The organism is Acidobacteriota bacterium (assembly GCA_028875725.1).
Taxonomy (GTDB): Bacteria; Acidobacteriota; Thermoanaerobaculia; order Multivoradales; family Multivoraceae; genus Multivorans.
The window spans coordinates 660081-680384 of sequence record JAPPCR010000023.1; the positions used below are offsets into that span (position 1 = coordinate 660081).

At 68.1% G+C, this 20304-nt stretch carries 18 protein-coding genes; 10 read left to right on the forward strand and 8 right to left on the reverse strand.

The window, feature by feature from the left end:
• Window positions 1–87 precede the first annotated feature (87 nt).
• The 4 genes from OXI49_18420 to OXI49_18435 are packed head-to-tail and all read left to right on the forward strand — an operon-like array spanning window position 88 to window position 7315.
• Window positions 88–1128 carry a hypothetical protein gene (locus OXI49_18420; GenBank protein MDE2692473.1) on the forward strand — a complete coding sequence of 347 codons (1041 nt, stop codon included), beginning with the start codon at window positions 88–90 and terminating at the stop codon, window positions 1126–1128.
• Window positions 1125–1901 carry an SDR family NAD(P)-dependent oxidoreductase gene (locus OXI49_18425; GenBank protein MDE2692474.1) on the forward strand — a complete coding sequence of 259 codons (777 nt, stop codon included), beginning with the start codon at window positions 1125–1127 and terminating at the stop codon, window positions 1899–1901. The genes OXI49_18420 and OXI49_18425 overlap by 4 nt, the downstream gene beginning before the upstream one ends.
• 5 nt (window positions 1902–1906) lie before the next feature.
• Window positions 1907–4726 (forward strand): PEP-utilizing enzyme, encoded by a 2820-nt coding sequence (locus OXI49_18430; GenBank protein MDE2692475.1) that lies wholly within the window; start codon window positions 1907–1909, stop codon window positions 4724–4726.
• Window positions 4727–4759: 33 nt separating this feature from the next.
• Window positions 4760–7315: a VWA domain-containing protein gene (locus OXI49_18435; protein ID MDE2692476.1), complete on the forward strand. Its 2556-nt coding sequence runs from the start codon at window positions 4760–4762 to the stop codon at window positions 7313–7315.
• Here the strand turns inward: OXI49_18435 and OXI49_18440 are convergent.
• Window positions 7305–7940: a hypothetical protein gene (locus tag OXI49_18440; GenBank protein MDE2692477.1), complete on the reverse strand. Its 636-nt coding sequence runs from the start codon at window positions 7938–7940 to the stop codon at window positions 7305–7307. The two genes, OXI49_18435 and OXI49_18440, sit on opposite strands and share 11 nt — an antisense overlap.
• A gap of 90 nt (window positions 7941–8030) precedes the next feature.
• On the opposite strand from OXI49_18440, the gene OXI49_18445 reads away from it, so the two are divergent.
• Genes OXI49_18445 through OXI49_18465 form a run of 5 tightly spaced genes read left to right on the forward strand, consistent with a single transcriptional unit; the run spans window position 8031 to window position 12436 of the window.
• The gene (locus OXI49_18445) at window positions 8031–8759 is read left to right on the forward strand and encodes a TetR/AcrR family transcriptional regulator (protein ID MDE2692478.1); all 729 of its coding nucleotides are present in this window, start codon (window positions 8031–8033) and stop codon (window positions 8757–8759) included.
• Between the two features lie 44 nt (window positions 8760–8803).
• Entirely contained in the window at window positions 8804–9721 is a 918-nt protein-coding gene (locus tag OXI49_18450; GenBank protein ID MDE2692479.1) for a PfkB family carbohydrate kinase, read from the forward strand.
• An 18-nt stretch (window positions 9722–9739) separates the two neighbouring features.
• Window positions 9740–10648: a sugar phosphate isomerase/epimerase gene (locus tag OXI49_18455; GenBank protein ID MDE2692480.1), complete on the forward strand. Its 909-nt coding sequence runs from the start codon at window positions 9740–9742 to the stop codon at window positions 10646–10648.
• Complete coding sequence (locus OXI49_18460; GenBank protein ID MDE2692481.1) at window positions 10645–11673, forward strand: fructose-bisphosphate aldolase class I; 1029 nt, start codon at window positions 10645–10647, stop codon at window positions 11671–11673. Before OXI49_18455 ends, OXI49_18460 begins: the two co-directional genes overlap by 4 nt.
• Complete coding sequence (locus OXI49_18465) at window positions 11666–12436, forward strand: hypothetical protein (GenBank protein ID MDE2692482.1); 771 nt, start codon at window positions 11666–11668, stop codon at window positions 12434–12436. Before OXI49_18460 ends, OXI49_18465 begins: the two co-directional genes overlap by 8 nt.
• Here OXI49_18465 and OXI49_18470 read toward each other — a convergent pair whose 3' ends face one another.
• The 3 genes from OXI49_18470 to OXI49_18480 are packed head-to-tail and all read right to left on the reverse strand — an operon-like array spanning window position 12437 to window position 13628.
• A complete protein-coding gene (locus OXI49_18470) occupies window positions 12437–13186 on the reverse strand; it encodes a YfcE family phosphodiesterase (protein MDE2692483.1) in 750 nt (249 codons plus the stop codon).
• A 7-nt stretch (window positions 13187–13193) separates the two neighbouring features.
• Window positions 13194–13406 (reverse strand): type II toxin-antitoxin system HicA family toxin, encoded by a 213-nt coding sequence (locus OXI49_18475; GenBank protein MDE2692484.1) that lies wholly within the window; start codon window positions 13404–13406, stop codon window positions 13194–13196.
• Between the two features lie 3 nt (window positions 13407–13409).
• Window positions 13410–13628 (reverse strand): type II toxin-antitoxin system HicB family antitoxin, encoded by a 219-nt coding sequence (locus tag OXI49_18480; GenBank protein ID MDE2692485.1) that lies wholly within the window; start codon window positions 13626–13628, stop codon window positions 13410–13412.
• A 126-nt stretch (window positions 13629–13754) separates the two neighbouring features.
• Here OXI49_18480 and OXI49_18485 point away from each other — a divergent pair, with 126 nt between their 5' ends.
• Window positions 13755–14540, forward strand: a complete 786-nt coding sequence (locus OXI49_18485) for a hypothetical protein (protein MDE2692486.1) — start codon at window positions 13755–13757, stop codon at window positions 14538–14540.
• Here OXI49_18485 and OXI49_18490 read toward each other — a convergent pair.
• From OXI49_18490 to OXI49_18505, 4 genes are read right to left on the reverse strand one after another with little or no spacing between them, the layout of a single operon-like run.
• Entirely contained in the window at window positions 14514–16463 is a 1950-nt protein-coding gene (locus OXI49_18490) for a DUF3604 domain-containing protein (GenBank protein MDE2692487.1), read from the reverse strand. The genes OXI49_18485 and OXI49_18490 overlap by 27 nt on opposite strands.
• Window positions 16464–16480: 17 nt before the next feature.
• Window positions 16481–17515, reverse strand: a complete 1035-nt coding sequence (locus tag OXI49_18495) for a D-2-hydroxyacid dehydrogenase (GenBank protein ID MDE2692488.1) — start codon at window positions 17513–17515, stop codon at window positions 16481–16483.
• 32 nt (window positions 17516–17547) lie between these two features.
• The gene (locus OXI49_18500; GenBank protein ID MDE2692489.1) at window positions 17548–19290 is read right to left on the reverse strand and encodes a PQQ-binding-like beta-propeller repeat protein; all 1743 of its coding nucleotides are present in this window, start codon (window positions 19288–19290) and stop codon (window positions 17548–17550) included.
• Between the two features lie 52 nt (window positions 19291–19342).
• On the reverse strand, window positions 19343–20296 hold the full coding sequence (locus tag OXI49_18505) for a sugar phosphate isomerase/epimerase (protein ID MDE2692490.1): 954 nt from the start codon (window positions 20294–20296) through the stop codon (window positions 19343–19345).
• Window positions 20297–20304 lie beyond the last annotated feature (8 nt).

Here is a 20304-nt window from a genome sequence, read left to right on the forward strand (position 1 = left end):
CAGCGCGTCAGCGCAGCACGCTGCGCTGACTCGAAGTTGAGACACTGTTACAGGTTTGGTACACTGACCGCCGGAACAGGGGGACGAATGAGGCTTCGAACGACCTCCGCGGGCGCTGCGCTGCTCGCGGTCATGGCGCAGCCCGCAGTGGTGGCCCAGGACGCCTGCATACCGGGAGGCAAGGTGCAGACGATGCCGGAGACGGCATCCGAGTACGCCGCGATGTGCCTCCCGCACGTCGGCGTGCCGCCGACGGTCGACTGCGGCGCGGGCGTGCGCATCCCGATCCACGTCGACGGCGTCGAAGTGTTCGAGAGTCCGGGCTACCGCCAGTGCGACACGCCCGACTTCAAGGGCAACTGCAACGTGGGCTCCCGGATCGGCAGGGTGCAGGGCAAGGCGGCGGACGGCAGCCCGCTGGACGACGTCATCTGGGCCTGGTTCTGCCGTTCAGCCGGCCGGGAGTTCTTCGAGAGGGGCATCTCCTCCGTCCAGATGATCGGACACAACAAGACGACGGGCGCCACCTGCTTCTTCGAGTCGCCGGACGGGAAGGGCGACCTGGTTCAGGCCAGGGAGTACCTTCACATGGACGAACGGGGCCTGCTGGCCGGGAAGCTCCCCGGTCCGGACTCCGCTGAGTTCGACAAGGCGTGGATTCCGCCGCCGACCGGAGTCCAGTGCGCCCAGTGCCACCAGAACAACGCCTTCCTGCACGACCCCTGGATCGACGGCGCCAAGCTGCCGTCCGATCCCAGCGAACCGGTCCTTCCGGGATGGGTGGATCCTGAAGCCCCCTACTGGGTGGTCGGCGGAACGCACTGGGACCTGCGGACGCCGTACATCGAAGGCAACGCCTGCCTCGACTGCCACCGGGCGCCGACCCGGACCGCCCGGCTGTTCGAAGCGGGCCAGGTCCACGTGGACGGGTTCATGCCGCCGCGGCGGCCGGGGAGCCTGAAGGCCGACTACGCGGCGCTGCTCGCCTGCCACGACGACGGCCCGGGAAACACGCCGGGCTGCGACTGGGTGATCCCGCCGGGCGGCGGCTGCGAAGGCCGAATCGTCCCCGGAGTACCCGGAGACGGCGCCGGCGGCGGCATCCCGACTGGGCGTGTGAAGGAATGACCAGGCTGGACCTGACGGATCGCGTCGCCGTCGTCACCGGCGGCGCCGGCGGCATCGGTACCTGCATCGCCAAGGCCTATGCCGAGGCCGGCGCCAGGGTCGTCGTCGCCTCGCGCAAGAAGGAGAACCTGGACAGCGTCGTCGGCGAGATCGAGTCCGGCGGCGGGACGGCGCTGGCCGTCGGTTGCGACATCACGGTCCCCGACCAGGTCGACGGGCTGATCGCCGAGACCGTCGGCGCCTTCGGGCGGCTCGACGTGATGGTCAACAACGCCGGCGGCGGCGCCACGCCGCGCATGCCCGAGGACACGCCCTACGAGGAGTGGCAGCGCATCGTCGACCTGAACCTGACCGGCACCTGGCTGTGCTGCATCGCCGCGGGCAAGCAGATGATCGAGCAGCAGAGCGGGAACATCATCAACATCTCGTCGGTGGCCGGCACCAAGGGCCACCCCGGCATGCTCCACTACTCGGCGGCCAAGGCGGGCGTCATCAGCCTGAGCAACAACCTCGCCTTCCAGTGGGCGAAGCACAACATCCGCGTCAACTGCGTGGCGCCGGGGCTGATCGCGACGCCCGCGATGGTGAAGTGGGGCGTCATCCAGCCGGCCGAGAAGGAGGACGGCACCCCCGTGCCGCGCCTGGAGCGGCCGCCCGATCCCGAAGACGTCGCCGACCTCTGCCTCTTCCTGGCCTCACCCGCCTCGGCGCTCCTCACCGGCGAAGTGATCCCGATCCGGTCCTGGACGCGGCTGGACCGCTTCTGGAACTGAGACCGATGGACCAGCTTTCCGCTACGGCCGCATCCTTCGTCCGGCCGCTCGACACCCGCGACGACGATCTCGACCTGCTGGGCGGCAAGGGCCGCTCGCTGGCGCGGGCCTCTAACGCGGGGTTCGCGGTGCCGGGCGGCTTCCACGTCACGACCGCCGCCTACCGGGCCTTCGTGGCGGAGCACGGACTGCAGCAGCGGATCGTGGCGCTGGCGAAGCCCGAACTCGTGAACGGCGCCGTCTCCTTCGACAGCGCGTCGGCGGCGATCCAGGAGCTCCTGGCCGCGCCGGCCCTCTCCGACCTCGCGGCCGCCGAGATCGCCGCCGCGTATCGGAGCCTGGAACCGGCGACCCCCCCGGTCGCGGTGCGCTCGTCCGCCAACGCCGAGGACCTGCCGGAGGCGTCATTCGCCGGCCAGCAGGACACCTACCTCAACGTCCGCGGCGACGACGCGGTCGTACAGGCGGTGCGCGATTGCTGGGCGTCGCTGTGGACCCCCCGCGCGATCGCCTACCGCCACCAGATGGGGATCGACCAGGGCAAGGTGGCGATGGCGGTCGTCGTCCAGATCATGGTGCCGTCCGAGGTCTCGGGCATCCTCTTCACCGCGAATCCGGCGACGGGCGAACGCTCCGAGGCGATCGTCAATGCCAGCTTCGGCCTCGGCGAGGCCGTCGTCGGCGGCCAGGTGACGCCCGACACCTACGTGGTCGACCGCGCGACCGGCGAGGCCACGGAAACGATCATCAGCACCAAGGAACAGCAGATCGTCCAGGAAGGCGACCAGGGCACGCGGCTCGAAGCGGTCGACGAGGCCGAACGGGAGAGTTCGTCGCTGTCGCCGGAGGCCCTCCGGGACCTCGTCGACCTGGGGATCGAGGTCGAAGCGCGGTTCGACGGGGTACCACAGGACATCGAGTGGGCGATCTCCGGCGGCAGGCTCCACCTGCTGCAGTCGCGGCCCATCACCAACCTGCCGCCGCAGCCGATCGAGGTCGAATGGGTGCCGACCCCTCCGGCCCGGATCCTGACGCGGCGCCAGATCGTCGAGAACATTCCCGACCCGATCTGCCCGCTGTTCGAGGAGCTGTACCTGACCGTGGGCCTCGAGAAGGCCCGCGGAGGTAAGAGCATGATGGTCGGCGGCGGCCCCGTCTTCGTCACGATGCACGGCTTCGCCTACCAGCGCGGGGACTGGCAAATGCTCTTCCCGGACGGCAACAACACGGAGATCAGGAAGCCGACCGAGGACGAGATGGAGGCCGCGGAACGCGCCATGGCCGAGCGGCGCAAGGACTCCCCCGCCGAGAACGTCGAGATGGCGGAGCACGACCTGAAGCTGTTTCGCGAAGCGCTCGGCGAAGACGATCGCCGCGCCTTCGACGCCTGGGTAGCCACCGCGGAACCCGGCGAGTCGCTGGCGCAGCGGGTGACCATGCCCGAAAGCAGGAACCCGACCTACATCGCCTTCAACCGCACCCAGTGGAACGAAGGCGTGCTCAGGAAGTGGCGGGAAGAGACGGTGCCGCGCCTGCTCCGGATCACCGGCGGGTGGCGCGACGTCGATCCGGCCACGGCGTCCGACGAGACGCTGCTCCAGGGCATCGTCGACCTGGGTGTGGCCGAGGGCGACTACTGGTCGAACGACACCGGGCACACATTCGGCGTCGCCAAATCGACGGACGACCAGCTTCAGTGCTTCCTGCGCGAGACGCTGCCCGACCACAACTTCACGAGCGGCCAGTTCCTGAGCGGCTTCAAGTCGAAGACGATGGAAGCGAACGACGCGATCTACGAGGTAGCGAAGCGCATCCGGGCCGACGATTCGCTGTGGGAACTGGTGATGGTCACCCCGGCCTCACGGCTGATGGACGCGCTCCAGGAGCACGCGGCGAGCGGCCCCGCACTGGAGGCAATCGACGACTATCTGCGGACCTTCGGGCACCAGGGCTACACGCTCGACTTCGTCGAGCCGCCGCAGAGCGAGGATCCGACGCCGTTCTTCGCCACGCTGAAGACGATGGTCGCCAACCGGGACTACAGCCCGGAGCAGCACGACATCGAGGCGCGGCGCAAGAAGGAAGAGGCGCTTGCCGAGATCGAAGGGCTGCTCGACGGCCTGGAGTACTGGCAGTTCCGCTTCCGCCTGTGGTTCACCTACCTCTTCTACCCGATCCGCGAGGAGACGATGTTCTACCTCGGCAGCTCCTGGCCCGTGCTGCGCTCGCTGGCGGCGGAGCTGGGGCGGCGCCTGGTGGAGGCCGGCACGTTCGGGCGGCCCAACGATGTCTACTTCTGCGTCACGGACGAGATCCGCGAGTCCATCGAGGCCCGCGCGCGAGGCGAGGCGAGGCCCGATCTCGGCCGGCTCGCCGCCGAACGCCGGGAACTCCGCGAGGCCCGCAAGCGCCTGCACCCGCCGGGCACCGTGCCAGAGGAGGCGAGCGAGCACCCGTCGATCGCGTTCAAGGAGACCCAGGCGCGTAACGACCCGAACAGCCCGACGCTGCGCGGCGTGCCGGTGAGCCCCGGCACCGTCACCGCGCCGGCGAGCCTGATCAAGTCGCCGCCCGAGTTCGACCGGATGCGGTCGGGCTCCATTCTCGTCTGCCCGATGACGAATCCGGCCTGGACGCCGCTGTTCGCGCATGCCTCGGGTCTGGTCACCGACATCGGCGGCATCCTGGGGCACGGCTCGATCGTCGCCCGCGAGTACGGCATCCCCGCGGTGGTCGGTACCGGCAACATCACCCAGCGGGTGGCGCCAGGGCAGGAGATCAGCGTCGATGGCGACGCGGGCGTCGTGACGCTTCACGACTCCTAAGGTCCGCGTAACCGGAGATACGCTTTGCCGAGGATGAAACGTCCTGCGGCCCTCGGCATCGCCTTCCTGCTGTGCGCGACCAGCGTCGCCGCGCAGCCCGCATCCGAGACCTTCGGCGAGACGATCGACGTCCGCGTCGTCAACGTCGACGTCTGGGTCACCGACCGCGACGGCAATCCGGTGACGGGCCTGACGGCCGACGACTTCGAAGTGCGGGAGGACGGCCGGCCGGTGGAGCTGTCGAACTTCTACGAGTTCACGGACGGCCTGGATGAGACCGCGCGGGAGCAGCAGGCAGTCGCTCTCCGGGACCGCCGGCCCCGGCAGAGCGACCTGGACCGGTTCGTCCCGGCCGAGCCGCCGCCGCCGGAGCACCGGCTGAGCCTGATGGTCTACGTCGACAACAACAACCTGACGCCCACGGACCGCAACCGCCTGCTGCCCTTCCTGCGCAACTTCCTGAGCGTTCAGCTCAGCCCGTACGACCGCGCGATGCTCGCCGTTTACGACCAGGGCAGATACGAGGTCGCGCTCCCCTTCACCACCGAGGCCTGGCGCGTCGCGGAGGCGACCCACGAAGTCACGAGCGCCGTCGGCAGCCGCGACCGCATCGAATCGCAGCGCCTGGACATCCTGCGCGAGCTCAACGGCGACTACGCCCAGCTGCGCTACAGCTCGACCGTGGAGCTGATCCGCGACTTCGCCGCGATGATCAGAAGCGAGGTCGACGCCTCGATCGTGAACCTCGAGAACGCGATCCGGACGATGGCGGGCCTGCCGGGGCGCAAGGCCATTCTGTACATCAGCAACGGGCTGCCCATGCGGCCGGCGGAGGATCTGTTCCGGGCGGTCGAGGAGCGGTTCAACGATACGCGCGGCCGGTGGCGCGGCACCCCCCGGTGGCCCATTCCCGACGCACAACCCAACGACGACGCAAGAAGCATCGACGCCGCCAACGCCTCCCTCGAGGCCTACCAGTACGACCTGTCGCGGCGATTCGACGAGCTCGCCTCCCTCGCCAACGCCAACGGCGTCACCTTCCACAGCGTCGCCGCCGCGGGAGCGCGCATTACCGGCATGAACACCGCGGACCTCCGCTTCTCCACCAGCATCGAGTTCACGCGCGCCAACAACCTCGAGGAGCCGCTGCTCCGCCTGGCCGACCGTACCGGCGGCCGGGCGATCGTCAACACCCGCAACTTCGCGGGCGGCTTCGACCGCATCGCGAGCGACCTCCAGAACCGCTACTCGCTCGGTTACTCGGCGACCCACATCGAGAGGGGCGGCACCCACCGGATCGAGGTCGAGCTGACCGACGAGGCGAAGCGGCGCTATCGCCGCCGCCTGACGCTTCGCCACCGCGACAGCTATGTCGACAAGTCGATCTCAAGCGAGATGGCGGACCTGACGCTGGCGGCCCTTGCGATGGAGGAGGCCGCCAACCCGATGGGAGTCCGGATCGCGCCGGTCCCCGGTGCGGGCAGCCAGGCCGAGCTGGAGAACGGCGACATCCAGTCGAGGATGCTGGTCACGATCCCTATCGGCCCGTTGACACTGGCTCCGGTTGCCGACGGCCACGAGGCCAGCGTCCGCCTGTGGGTTCAGGTGATGGACGAGGAGGCGCGCCTTTCCGAAGTGACAGAGCACCCCGTGCCGGTCCTGGTGCGGGCGGGAGAGATCGAGGGCGCACGAGAACTCTCGTGGCCGTTCGCGGTCGAAGTGGTCACCGCGCCCGGGCCGCATCGCGTCGCCGTCGGCGTGCGCGACGACCTCGCGGCCACGACCTCCGTCGTCACGCTCGACCTGAACGCCGGCGACGCCTCGGTGGCGCCCGACGCGGTCACCGAAGCGCCGCCTCCGCCGGACACCGCCGAACAGTGGCTCGCCGAGGCGGCGGCCCACTACCAACGCTCCGAGCTCGAAGCGATGGCCAACGCCGCGCGCCGGGCACTGGAGCTGACCAATCGCGGCCCCGGCGCGAGGTCCGGAGACGACATCCGCCTGCAGACGCAGGCCTGGAACGCGCTCGGCGTGGCCCTCTTCGACAAGCCCGGCCGCACCGAGCAGGACGTGGTGGAGGCCGAGGACGCCTTCCGCCGGGTGATCGCGGTCATGGACGACGAGGCGTCCGTGGCGCCGCGCTACAGCCTCGCGCGGCTGCTGGTGGACTCGGGCCGCCCGGAAGCAGGCGTCGTCGAGGCGAGAGGCATCCTGGCCATGTCGCCGGAAGGGCCGATCCCGGACCGGGCGCGGATCCTCGTCTGTCACTCGCGGGCTGCGGCCGGGGAGGCCGGCGCCGTCGCCGACTCAGACCGCAGGCCGGGCGAGATGATCTACCGGGTCGCCCACGAGTACACCGACGAGGCGATAGAAGCCGGCGTCGAGGGCATCGTCGGCCTCGGCGTCAGCATCGACGGGGAAGGTTGCGTCGTCGATGTCGAGGTGCTGGAGAGCTTGCCGCATGGACTGACCGAGAACGCCGTCGCGGCGATGCGGCGGGCCGTCTTTCGGCCGGTCGTGGAGGACGGCGAGCCGGTGGGGGCTACGTACCGGACGGCGGTGCGGTTCTCGCTGGACGCTAATCCCTGACGGCGAGGAGCGCGAGGAAGCGCCGCTTCTGCTCGTCCGTCATCGCCTCGAAGTCCGGGACGGCCATGTCGGTCGTGGGAAGGTCCGCGAACTCGGGCGAGGGCATCTGCAGGCTCGCGGCGATGTTGTGGAGACCGCCGCCTTCTTCCATGCCCTTGCCCAGCGCCATGCCGACTTCGCGGGGCCAGACGTGCTTGGGGCCGCCGCCCAGCCCGAGGGGATTCGGCCGCCCGACGTACTCCTCGATCAGCTGGAACATGACCTTCTCCTGGGCCGACCGCCGCATCTGGCCTTCGCGGCCGTACTTGGTGCGGGACTGGTTGCAGATCGAGGCCCAGGGGTACTCGACGTGGAAGCCCGGCAGGGCGCGGCACTCGTCCGGGGCGCCGTCGCCGCCGGTGATCCGGCCCTCCTTGACCATGATGAAGTACGCCGATAACTCGCGGCCGCCTTCCAGCAATCGCGCCGGCGGGTGCGTGTAGATCTCGGTGAAGCCCCAGGCCGTGTCCGCCGGCAGATCGCCGTCCTGGAGGAGTTGCACGCCGTACCCGGCGCAGACCTCGCACCACGCCAGGGAGCCGAACTCCCCCACCGGTTCGAGTTCGGCCACGTTGATTTGCGTCACTTCACGTTCTCCCCCGGTCAAACTTGAAACAATGTACCATCTTCGGGCTGGTCCCTGAGCCCGCGTATGATCCCTGCGGGTCGCCGAGCCATGAAGAGTCCCGAAGCCAAGAGTGAGGCAGCCACCAGGCCGGCAGGCAGGCGCGAAGCGAACGTCGCCGCGCGCAGGCAGCGGATTCTCGAGTCCGCTCGCACGCTGCTCAAGGAGTCCGGTCCCGAAGGCCTCTCGATGCGCAAGCTGGCCAAGGACGCCGGTCTGAGCGTCACCACGCTCTACAACCTGCTGGGCTCCCGCGAGGCGATCCTGCAAGCCCTGATCAGGGACTCCGACCAGCGGCTCGAGGCGGCGGCCCCCGACGCCGGCGCCGCCCGCACGCCCCTGCGCCGGGCCTCCAGGGCCATGGAGGGTGTCCTGCGATACATGATCGACAACGGCGACCTGCTGCGGCCGCTCATCGTGGCCCACTTCGGGAGCGGCTACGTGGCCACACTGGGAAAGGCGGACCAGGGCGAGCACTTCCGGTCCGCCAAGGAGGCGATTCGCGCGGCGATCGGCGAAGCCCAGGCCAGCGGACAACTGCGGAAGACCGTCGGGCAGGAGTTCCTCGAGGCGCAGCTCTACGCGGGCTGGGGACTGGCGCTCGACCAGTGGGCGTTCGGTCTCATCGACGACGAAACGCTCCGGCTCAGGAGTCTCTCCGGCTTCTACGTCGGCCTCCTCGCCATCGCCGAGCCCGAGGTTCGCCCTGGCTTCGAGAACGAGCTTCGCCGTCTCGAACGGCAGCTCGCCGCGGTTGATTCGCGCCGCGGCTCCAAGTAGGCAGCCTGGAGAGTCGCCTGGACGTCATCGGCCTCGGCCTCGCGATCGTGGATGTCGTGCTGCGGGTGGACCGCATGCCGGCGTGGGAGGATCCGCGGGGTCTTCTCGACTTCACGCTCGCCGACGGCGGCCCCGCCGGCACGGCCTGCTTCGTCGCCTCGACGTTCGGGCTCCGCACCGGCTTCGTCGACACCGTGGGCGACGACGATCTCGGCGAGCACCGGCGCCGGTCGCTGGAGAAAGCGGGCGTCGACACCAGCCGGCTGGTACCGCGGGAGGGGCCGGAGGATCACGTGGTCGTTGTCTACGTCGACGCCGCGAGCGGAGAACGGGTGTTCTCGTTCCGGCGCGGCTTCCTTTCCCGGCCCGTCGACGCTTCCGAACTCGACCGTGCTTACATCGAGTCGGCGCGGATTCTCCACCTGGACGGCAGTCACGGCAAAGCCGCACTCGCCGCGGCGCGCTGGATGAAGGAGGCGGGCGGCACGGTCGTGCTCGACGCGGCCGCCACCAGCCACAAGGTTCTCGAGCCGGCCCGGGCGCTCGTGGCCGAGACGGACGTCCTGATCTGCGGCTCCGGCTTCGCGCCGATGCTCACCGGCGAGGACGACGTGTGGCGGGCGGGCCGCGCCGCGCTCGATCTCGGGCCGCGAGTGGTCGTGCAGACGGAGGGAGCACGGGGAAGCTACACGCTGTCCCGCAACGCGGAGTTCCACACACCCGCGTTCGATGTCGACGTCGTCGACACGACAGGCGCCGGCGACACGTTTCACGGCGCCTACCTGGTGGGCCTCGCCAGGGGCTGGGATCTCGAGCGCTGTGCGTCGTTCTCGTCGGCGGTGGCGGCCCTGCACTGCACGGTGCTGGGCAACCGCAAGGGGATCCCGTCGATGGCCGAAGTGGAGGCGCTGATGGCCGCTCAGCCGGCCGGCAACGCAACGGCCGCGGCGACGGCGCCGTAAGGGTTCAGGGAGATCGGCATGGGAAGAATCGGCATCACCTTCAACTACTGGGGCAACGAGTGGATGGAGGACATCGAGGAGTACGAGCGCCGGATGGCCCGGGCCGCGGCGATCGGCTTCGACCTGATGTCCTTCTCCCAGGACGTGCTCTTCCTGTACACCGCGGAGCAGAAGAAGCGCTTTGTCGCCTCGGCGGCCGAGCACGGGATCAGGGTCAACTACATGGCGGGGCTCGGCCCCGAGCAGGACATCAACTCCGATTCGGAGGAGGACCGGCGGCGCGGCATCGCGCACCTTCGCGCCCTCGCCGAGACGGCGAGCGAGATGCAGCGGATGGCGGGGGGCGGCGGCGCCGATGTCGGCGGCGCGATCACCGGCGTCATGCGCCAGGGCCTCGACGGCCGCGACAAGGAGCGTTGCTGGGCGCACGCCGTCTCCGCCATGCGCGAGGCGATGAAGACCGCCGAGGACCTCGGCGTGACCTTCCACATCGAGGTGCTGAACCGCTTCGAGCACTTCCTGATCAACACCTGCGACGAAGCGCTGCGCTTCCTCGACGACGTGGGCAGCCCGAACCTGAAGATGATGCTCGACACGTACCACATGAACATCGAGGAGGACTCGCTAGGCGAGGCGATCGTCCGCGCCGGCGACCAGCTCGGCACCTTCCACATCGGCGAGAACAACCGAAGGCCGCCCGGCCGGGGACACATCCCCTGGGACGAGGTCGTCTCGGCGCTCCACCAGATCGGCTACGACAGTGACACCGTGATGGAGCCGATCGTCCACATGGGCGGCGGCGTCGGCAACCTGCTGGCGGTGTGGCGCGACATGACCGGCGACCGCGACCTCGACGAGGCGGCGCGCGAGGGGCTCGAGTTCTACCGAGCCAAGCTCGCGGCGGCCGCGAACGGGGGCGGCGCATGACCGCAGAATCGACCCTGGCCGCGACCGCGAGCCGCATGGTCGCCCCCGGCAAGGGCATCTTCGCCGCCGACGTGCCGCTCAAGGGCCTGGTCCGCGGCTGGTGGGGCGAGTCGACCCACGCCAGCACCGAGGACACGGCGGCCGACTTCCAGGAGATGATCTGCCGCACACCCGGACTCGGCGAGCACCTGTCGAGCATCATCGTCTTCCCCGACGTGCTCGACCGCCAGGCGGGCGACGGCACTCCGCTGGTCGAACTCATCGCCGAGCGCGGCGTGCTGCTCGGCATCACGCCGACAACCGGGTGGCAGTTCCTCGCTGGCTCCGAGCACGAGTACGTGCCCCGCGGTCTCGACGGACTGGCCAAGCGGCTCGAAGCCTGGCGCGAGCGCGGCGTCGCCTTCGTCAAGTGGCGCGTGGCGGCGCGCGTACGCCCGGGCCTTCCCACCGAGCGGGCGCTCGTCTCGAATGCCCGTAGCGTCGCCGAGGTCGCGGCGCTCGCGCACCAGTTCGACCTCGTCCCGATCGTCGAGCCCGAGGTCGAGATGAAGGGCGAGCACCCGATCGAGCGCCAGTTCGAGGTCACCGAGCGCTTCCTGCACCGCACGTTCGAGGCGCTGTACGAGCACGGGGTCCTGCCCGAGGAGATCGTGCTGAAGACGAACATGGTCGTCTCGGGCAGCGACTGTCCCGAGCAGGCCGGCGCCGACACAGTGGCGCGGGAGACGCTGCGCTGCCTGCGGCGGGTCGTGCCGCCCGCCCTGCCCGGGATCGGCTTCCTGTCCGGCGGCCAGTCGGACCTGGACGCGACGGCCCACCTCGACGCGATGAACCGGCTCGACCCGCAGCCCTGGTCGCTCAGCTTTTCGTTCGGCCGCGCGATAGGCCGCGCCCCGGTCGAGGCCTGGGACGGCAGGACCGACGAGTCGAGCGGGCAGGCGGCGCTCCGCCACCGCGCCCGCATGAACGGACTGGCCACTCTGGGTGAGTGGTCGGTCGAACTGGAGAACGGCAACGATGATTGACTTCGCAGGGCACCACGTCGTGGACCTCAGCCCAAGGATGGTCGGGCGCATCACCCGGCTCGACGGCAGCGTCGAGGAGGGGAACAAGGATGTCTTCGGACTGCCGTGGATCCTCGAAGAAGGCCGCGTCCCCTACGACGACACGCTCTACACGCTGATCGGCGGCAAGGAGGGCGATTCCTACTGGCCGCCGGGACGGGTCAGCGGTCACTGCGGCGGTTCCCACACCGAAGGCGGCAAGGGCCACATGGACCACTGGGAGGGTCTGCCGGACGGCATCCTCGGCCTGTGGGAGATGCCTCTCGACACCTTCTTCGGACCGGCGGCGGTCTGCTACCTCGACCAGCTCGAGCCGGTCGAGAAGGAGAACGACGAAGGCGAACTCGTCAAGGTGGGTCAACCGATCCGGCCCGAGCACCTCTCCAACGTCGGCAAGGGCGACATCGTCATCCTCGGCAGCCCGTTCCGCGACGACGGGCAACCGTCCCTGCCGGCGGAAACGAGCAAATGGCTCGCCGACACGGGCATCAAGCTGCTGGCGGTCGGCTACCCGGGCATTCGCTTCGAGTCGGACTTCCAGGCGCCGCAGCCTCGCAACTCGCCGACCCACCGCAACATGCTGGGCAACAACATCCCGGTCTGCTACCCGCTGGTGAACGTCGAGAAGCTGAAGAAGGACCGCGCCTTCTACATCGGCATGCCGCTCAACGTGGAGCGGCTGGAAGCCACCTGGGTCCGCGCGATCGCCGTCGAAGAGCTGTAGCTACACGTACCCCTCCCGGGCAAACCGCGTCCACGGCTCCCGCTCGCCGATGCCGTAGCCAGTAAGCAACGCCCTCTTCAGCCACTCCCGGAACTCCGGGAACCCGTCGAGCACCCTGATGCCATCAAGCGCCTCAAGCCACGGGCCCGGGTCGTACTCCACCTGGCGGTGGCGGAACACGCCGTCCTCGATCACCCCGTAGCAGGCGACGCGCCGGCCGCAGCGCGGCTGGCCGACACTGCCGGGGTTGATGAACTCCTGCCCGCCGATCGTGCGCCGGAACTGAATGTGGGAGTGGCCGAACAGCACCATCGGGCAGTCCGTACCCCCGGCCAACGCGGCCAGCCGATCGTCGGCCGTGTCCGGCAGCGCCTGGCGAGGCTCGTCGGGCAGCACGCCGTGGTGCAGGAAGAACCGCTGACCGCCGATCTCGTACTCGCCCTCCGGCTGAAGGCCGCGGAGCAGCCTCCAGCCCGGCGCATCCAGCGTGCCGAGGATCCAGCGCGTGTAGGCGCGCCAGGGCGGGGGCCAGGCATCGAACCGCTCCGGCTCGAACATCTCGACATCGTGGTTGCCCTCGATCAACACCCCGTCGAGGTCCGCGAGCAGCGCCATCGTCTCGTTCGGTTGCGGGCCCGAGAGCACCGTGTCGCCGAGGAAGAGCGTCGCGTCGGCGTCTGGCTCCTGCTCGAGCACGGCCGAGAGCGCCTCGGCGTTCCCGTGCACGTCGGCGATGACCAGGATCTTCACAAGGGCACTACAGCAGCTTCCGGAACTCATCTTCCGTCAGGCCGGCGTCCCGGACGATCCGCCCCATGGTGAACGCATTGACGGGGTTGTTCCGAGGCACCGTTACGATCCGGCGGTCGTCCGTTAGGACGACGTGCTTCCCTTGTCGCGCAACCCGGAAGCCGGCCTTCTCCAGCGCGCGAACCGCCCGAAGGTGATTGACCCCTGGAATCCTGGGCATCGCCTAGACGGCGACTTCGATTTCCCGGATCACCATGCCGGCCGCATTCTCGGCGGCCACGTCCAGGTACTCACGAACCGCCTCGGCGATGTTGGCCAGAGCTTCCTCTTCCGTCTCACCCTGCGATACGCACCCAGGCAAGCCAGGCACCCAAACGCAGAAGCCTTCGTCGGACTCCTGGACCGCCACCTGGTACTTCGTCTTTGTTCTCGCGGCTGACACTGCTTCTCCGTTCCTATCGCCGATGCACGGGACCGCCGGACAAACCTAACAAACGCTACCGGACTCCGGTGGCCGGTACGATACTCGTCAGTCCAACTCCACCAATCCGGCGTATGAGGCGACTAGATGGACACTCCCAGGTGGCAGCGACGCACCCTCCTCTTCGGCCTGCTCGGGGCCGCGGCCCGGAAGCTGACCGCGCTGCAGCCAGGACGGCAACAGCAGGAGTCACGTTTCACCACCGGCCTGAAGCGCCGGTTCATCGAGACGGACAACTCTGGCTTCGACCCGGTCAGCCACAGTTTCGAGGACTCGGGACAGTGCGTCGTGACGGCGGGGGCCATCGAGGGGCCCTTCTACGTCGACGACCCTGTCCTGATGCGGAGCGACATCCGGGAGGACCGGGAAGGACTGCCGCTCGAGGTCGTCCTCCGCATTGTCGAGGCGGACGGCTGCACGCCGATCGCCGGCGCCGCCGTCGACCTCTGGCACTGCGATTCGCTGGGCTTCTACAGCCACTACACCGCCTATGACCCCAACGTCTGGCCGAGCGGCCGCGCCAATCCCTCGGACAACGAGACCTTCCTTCGCGGCCGTCAGGTCTCGGACGAAGCCGGCATGGTGCGGTTCCAGACGATCTACCCCGGTTGGTACACGCCCCGCGTTCAGCACATTCACGCCCGGATCGTCCTCGAGCAGAAGGTCGCGGCCACCGTGCAGCTCTACTTCCCGGAGAAACTGAACCGGGCAGTCGCCCTGCGGAAGCCCTACAACCAGCGCCCGCCGTCGCCCTATAACAACCTGAACGACTTCGTGATCAGCCAGTCGAAGGGCGGCGACGGAAGCTGGCTCAAGATGACGGAGACCGACGGCGGCTATCGCGGCTCACTGACGGTCGGCGTCAAGGTCTGAGGGGCTGTACCAGATCGGCGAGGACCAGGCCCGCTCCTGGATGGTAACCGGCATGTCCCGGCGTGGCTCGACGCCCTCTCGCAGCGCATCCCAGGTCGACCAGCGGCAGGTCGGGTTCTCGAGCACCCGCACATAGTAGAGGGCCCGATGCGCCGGGTCGAAGTCCGGGTCGGTCCACACGGCCCTGAGTTCGTTGGCCCCGACGTCCGCACTGATGGCGCAGGTGGCGAGATCGACGCTCGCACCGTTGTCCGGGCAGCGATGGGTGGCGGGGTCGACGGCCGCACCGTCCGAACAGGCGATGTCGTACACGATCTCCTCGCTGTTCCCGTTCTCCGACCAGCCCTTGATGATCTGCAGCCGGTCGAGCGGCGCGGCGAGCGGGTCGCGCAGCGCCCAGGCCGCGAAGGTCGGTGCGGCCCCGTTTGAGATGGAGAGGTCGCCACCCATCGGTACGCCTTCCGCGTAGGCCTTGGCGAGGAAACCGGGATCCTCCAGATCGGCGCGGGTGGTCCGCGCCCGGGAGAAGAAGCGCACCCGAATGCGCGGACCCGACGTGGCGAAGGTCTCCTTGCGCCGCAGGGCCTGGAAGATCGCCTCGCGCGTGTTCTCCTCCGCCCATACGCCGGCGAGGCCCGACGCACCCCAGGTGTGGTAGTAGGTGTCGCGGTAGGTCCGGCCGGAGCCGTCGCTGGTGCGCGTGGAGGAGCCGGACTGCTCCGAGGGATCGCCGTAGGTGGCGATCACGCCCGTGCCCGGCACCGAACCGCGCAACTGCGGTGTGGCGTCGAGAATGCCCGTTTTCGACCAGTAGTCGTCTTCCTCAAAGGAGCCGCCCGCGACGTGGCTGTCGCTCGACCCGATCAGGCCGAATTCGTACGGGTTCCTGACGCCGCCGTCCGCGATTCTGAGGCCCCGTCGATAGGCGTCACGCACGTAGCTGCCTTCTCGAGGCAGGCTGAGGACCACGGACCCGATCCTGTACGGCATGATCTCGAACTCGGCCCACTCGTCATTGGGCGACAGCGCCGGATGAGTGTCGGAAGTCCCCTTGACTTGCGTGATCTCGACCACTGGCTCGTTGCGCGAGCGCAGCTCCGAGTAGGCATCGTCGATCGCACCACCGTCGAAGTACTCGAGCTCGAACATGCGACCCCCTGAGGCGTTCGAGTTGTGCGGAATGGCCAGCGAGTCGATGCCCTGGGCGCGCCACCCGTCCATCGCGGCCCAGAGATCTTCAGGGTTGGAGGAGTCGATGCGGGTGAAGGGAAGCGCGGGAGCCGCGGCGCCGCGGAAGATCACATTGCGGTGCAGGTTGTTTCCTCCTTCGCCGGCGGAGGTGTACTCGTAGCCGATGAAGGCGGTGAAGGTCCCAGGATCGTTGTGCCGGTTGGCGGCCGCCTGGACCTCCTCCCACGCGTCGCGCACGATCTCCATGTTCACGTGCTCTTCGGTTCCCGGTTCCGCGTTCCAGTAGGGGCCTACGGCCATGAAGTTGCCACGCCTCTCATCGGCCGAGCGTGCATTGCGCACCCCCTCGGCAATGGGGTGACCGTAGGCTGGTGAAGAGGGATCGGTCATCGCCGCGAGCATGCCGAGATACCAGCCGTGATCGGCCACCGCCTGGAAGTCGAGTGGCCGGTCGAGTTTCATCTCGAAGCCTGCCGGATGCAGGATCGCTCCGCCCTTGGCGAACTCGTAGGCCGCGTTGGGATCCGCCGTGGTGCCGAACACAAAGGCGTCGAGTGAGAAGCGTGTGTGGACATGGAGATCGCCGAAGTAGGCGTTCCGCGTCGGATTGGGTGTCGGGGCCGCGGCGTCGGGCAGGGAGTCCGCCGTCGGCGCCTCGGCTGCCGGCTCCTCGCCGGAGCCGCAGCCGATGAGTAGAAGGGCCGCCGTCAGCAGACCCAACATGCATCTCATGACCACCCCTGGATTCGTCAGTACCCCAGTTCCTTGTCGATCACGTTACGCAGCGGACGGCCGTTGACGAAACGCTCGATGTTGTCGCGGAAGAGAATGACCCGCCGCTCAATCGAGTGATCGGACACCGTCGCAATGTGTGGCGTGATGACCACGTTGGGCATCGACCAGAGGGGATGACCGTCAGGCAGGGGCTCGGGGGCGGTCACGTCGAGACCCGCCGCACGCACCTTGCCGGAGCGGAGCGCCGCCACGAGAGCGTCGGTGTCGATGATCGCGCCGCGTGACACGTTGACGACGTAGACCCCGTCCTTCATCAGCGCGAACTGCTCCTTGCCGAGCATGCCGTGGGAAGCCGGAGTGTGCGGAACGCTGCTGAAGACGACGTCGGCCTGCGGCAGGAGCTCGTCGAGCTCGTCCGGCGTGCCGACGTAGTCAACATCCCGGCTCATTGGAATGTCCTTCGGATCGACCGCGATGACGCTCATCTCGAAGGCCGCCGCGCGCTGGGCGATCTGGCTACCAATGCCCCCCAGGCCGATGATGAGAGCCGTCTTGCCTCGCAGCTCGATGATCGGAAGATGGTTTGCGCGGTTCCATGTCTCCTGCTTGTTGAAGAAGCGGATGTCGCGAGTGAGAGTCAACAGCAGGGCAAAGGCGTGATCGGCGATCTCAGGCCCTTGCAGGATCTTCGCGCTGGTCAACACGATGTCCGAAGCCACGAGTTCCTCGAATCGCACCAATCTCTCGACCCCGGCGCTCGCGGTTTGCAGCCAGCGCAGGCGCGGCCCGGCACGGAGTACCTCGTCGAGGCCGGTTGGCGCCATGGCGATGACGGCATCGCACTGCCCCACTCTCTCCAGCAGTTGCGCATGATCACCGAAACGAATCATGCGCGCGCCGTCCTGCTCCGCGACCACATCGGCCACCTGATCGGCGAATCGCTCGGAAATGCAGAGTCCGATGTCTTGCGCGAGGGCGGGCGTCTGCACACAGAACCCGAGTGCAACAAGGCAGAGGCCTACGGACCTCACCGTCGGAAACACGTTCATCGTTGCTCTCCTCCTCATTGTTGCTCTCCTCCTCATTGACCCCCTGCGCCTCGTTGGGCAGACACTCTGCGCTCAGGCAGAGCGAAGACGAAGAGGGTGTTGCTCGAGCTCGGGCGCAGTTCGGGGGTGAGCGGCGAGCCAAGCGCCGCCGACCCAGGGCCGGTCGAAGCGACGACATACTGCCGTCCGTCGACCCCGTAGCTGATCGGAAAGCCGGAGACCGCCGAGCCGAGATTGATCTCCCACAGGACGTCGCCGGTTTCCTGGTCCAGAGCCTTGAAACGCCCGTTCGCATCGCCCACGAAGACCAGTCCGCCGCCGCTCGCGAACAGCGCCTGGGTTCCGGCCCGCTGCTCGTGAGTCCAGACGATCTTTCCGGTCTTCACCGAAACGGCGTAGACGCTACCCAGTTGGTCGGTGCCGGGGGCGATCTGGTCATCCACGTTCAGAGCGTAGAGGGCGAGACGTTCCTCCAGGCTGGCCGTCATCTGCGCGCAGGTGTTGCGCAGGGGGAAGAACATGTTGCCGGTCAGCGGGCTGTAGGCGCCGGCCTGCCAATCCCTGCCGCCGAAATAGCTCGGACAGACGAGGATGGTCTGGCCGAGCTCGGTGAACACCGTCTCGACGTTCTCGGTCACCTCTCCGGTGGCGCCGTCGATGTCGCTGATCACGTTCTGCGTCACGGTGGGAGTGGCCCAGAGAAACTCTCCGGTCTCGCGGTCGAGGGTGTAGACCACGCCGGTCTTGCCTGGAATCCCGGTCGTCACCTTGCGCACTTCTCCCGGCTCGAGACGGGGGTTGATCCACGGCACCTCGCTCGGGTCGGGCGCGACCGCCGTGTCGACCAGGATGCGTTCGAAGGGATGGTCGAGATCCCAGTGGTCGATGAGATGCTGGTAGTACCAGGCGATCTCGCCGGTGGCCACCTCGAGCGCCAGGGTGGAGTTGTGGTAGAGGTGCCTGTTCTTCGCGCCGCCGAGGAGGAACTTCGGCGCCGGCGAGGTCACCGACGTTCCGATGTACAGGAGTTCGAGGGCGGGATCGTAGCTCGGCACCATCCAGGTGCCGACGTGCCTGCGATCCGCGAAGGGCACCTCACCCCAGCTCTCGTCTCCCGGCTCGCCTGGCGCGGGAATCGTGCGCCGGCGCCACAGTTCTCTGCCGGTGTGCGGATCGTGGGCGGTGACGACACACGCCTCCGGCCCGGCGAGGCGCCGGCAACTGCGCCCGGAGATCACCTTGCCGTCGGCGATGATGGGACCGGAACTCTGGATCGCCGGATGCGTCCGGTAGTCGAGGATCTCCGTGTCCCAGACCAGCTCGCCCGTCGTCGCGTCGAGGGCGAAGATGTGCTCGTCGTAACTGGTATCGATGATCAACCTGTCGTAGATGGCCAGATTGCGGTTGTTGGCGCCGAGGCTGCCGACGTAGCTGGCAACGTCGTCGGGAAGGTCGCGGCGATGCTCCCAGATCAGGTCGCCGGTCACCGCGTCGATCGCCTGAATGACGTCCTTCGGGTTGGGCAGGTACATCACTCCGTCGTAGATCAGGGGAGTCCCCTGCTGGCGACCCTCCCTCATGCCGCGTGACCAGACGAGGCGCAGCTCGTTCACGTTCTCGCGGTGGATCTGGTCGAGCGGGCTGTAGCCCCAGCCGTCGAGTGTGCGGCGCCACATGAGCCAGTCGTCATCGCTGGGGTTCTGCAGCATCTCGTCGGTGACGGCGATCAACTCGTCCGCCGCCCGAACCTGGGCGGTGACGGACAAGAGCCCCACCAGGACGATCGAAACTGTGGCTAACTTGCCGGCCTGTCCAGCACCGCGCTGACTACAGCCGGATGTCCAGGACATCATTAAGGTACTGGACGTTGTGGTCCACGTAGTCGGCCACGCTTCCTTCCTCTGGGCGTGGTCTGCCGTAGTCGAGGCTCACCCAGCCACTGAACTTCTTTTCTCGAAGGATCTTCGTGAACGCCACGAAATCCACACCGCCCGCGCCCATTCTCTTGTAGAGGCCGACCCGCCGGTGCTCGTCGCGAGAGGGTGAGGGACCGCGGTACCCGTGGTACTTCGCCGGTATGTCCTTGAAGTGGATGGCCGCTACGCGGTCGTAGTGCTCGCTGAGGAACTTGACCGGATCCATACCGGCAAGTGTCAGATGCGCTGTGTCCGCGGTCAGGTAGACGTAGCGCGGGTCGGTCAGCTCCAGGACGCGATCGACCTCCTCCTGCCGTTCGAAGGGTGACCAGAGGTGAGGGTGAGGGGCCAGCCTGACTCCAGCTTCGGCGGTGCGCTTGCCCAGCTCGTTCAGCGTCCTGGCCATGGTCCGCAGTTGCTCGTCGCCGATCGTCCCTCCCTCACGTTGGGGACCCACGTTGATCTTGAAATGCGAACAACCGAAGTGGGCAAGGAAATCACGCGCAAACGCGGCGTGTTGGGCGATCGTCTCCTTCACCCTGGAAGGATCGGTGAAGTTGTCGGCCATCGATGCGCCGCCATTGGAACATGTCGCCATGCGAATGCCGGCCGCATCCAGCAGCTCCGCGAGGGCCTGCGGCCGATCGACGTACTTGACGATGCTGCCCATGTAGGGCTCGATGCCCTCTAAGCCCAGGCGGCCGCACTCGCGTATGGCTTCCTCAACGCTGTCGGGCCAGATGTTTCCAACGTGGGCGATGCGGAACGTTCTCCCTGAGGCGGGGCGCGCAAACACCCTTCCCGGTGCGGAGTGGAGAACCGTCGCCGCCAGGCCCGAGGCCAGGAACTCTCTTCGGTTCATCATGCTGGCGC

Coding starts and splice junctions, on each gene's coding strand:
- OXI49_18420 (MDE2692473.1), top strand. CDS start 88: ATGAGGCTTCGAACGACCTCCGCGGGCGCTGCGCTGCTCGCGGTCATG.
- OXI49_18425 (MDE2692474.1), top strand. CDS start 1,125: ATGACCAGGCTGGACCTGACGGATCGCGTCGCCGTCGTCACCGGCGGC.
- OXI49_18430 (MDE2692475.1), top strand. CDS start 1,907: ATGGACCAGCTTTCCGCTACGGCCGCATCCTTCGTCCGGCCGCTCGAC.
- OXI49_18435 (MDE2692476.1), top strand. CDS start 4,760: ATGAAACGTCCTGCGGCCCTCGGCATCGCCTTCCTGCTGTGCGCGACC.
- OXI49_18445 (MDE2692478.1), top strand. CDS start 8,031: ATGAAGAGTCCCGAAGCCAAGAGTGAGGCAGCCACCAGGCCGGCAGGC.
- OXI49_18455 (MDE2692480.1), top strand. CDS start 9,740: ATGGGAAGAATCGGCATCACCTTCAACTACTGGGGCAACGAGTGGATG.
- OXI49_18460 (MDE2692481.1), top strand. CDS start 10,645: ATGACCGCAGAATCGACCCTGGCCGCGACCGCGAGCCGCATGGTCGCC.
- OXI49_18465 (MDE2692482.1), top strand. CDS start 11,666: ATGATTGACTTCGCAGGGCACCACGTCGTGGACCTCAGCCCAAGGATG.
- OXI49_18475 (MDE2692484.1), bottom strand. CDS start 13,406: ATGCCCAGGATTCCAGGGGTCAATCACCTTCGGGCGGTTCGCGCGCTG.
- OXI49_18485 (MDE2692486.1), top strand. CDS start 13,755: ATGGACACTCCCAGGTGGCAGCGACGCACCCTCCTCTTCGGCCTGCTC.
- OXI49_18490 (MDE2692487.1), bottom strand. CDS start 16,463: ATGAGATGCATGTTGGGTCTGCTGACGGCGGCCCTTCTACTCATCGGC.
- OXI49_18495 (MDE2692488.1), bottom strand. CDS start 17,515: ATGAACGTGTTTCCGACGGTGAGGTCCGTAGGCCTCTGCCTTGTTGCA.
- OXI49_18505 (MDE2692490.1), bottom strand. CDS start 20,296: ATGATGAACCGAAGAGAGTTCCTGGCCTCGGGCCTGGCGGCGACGGTT.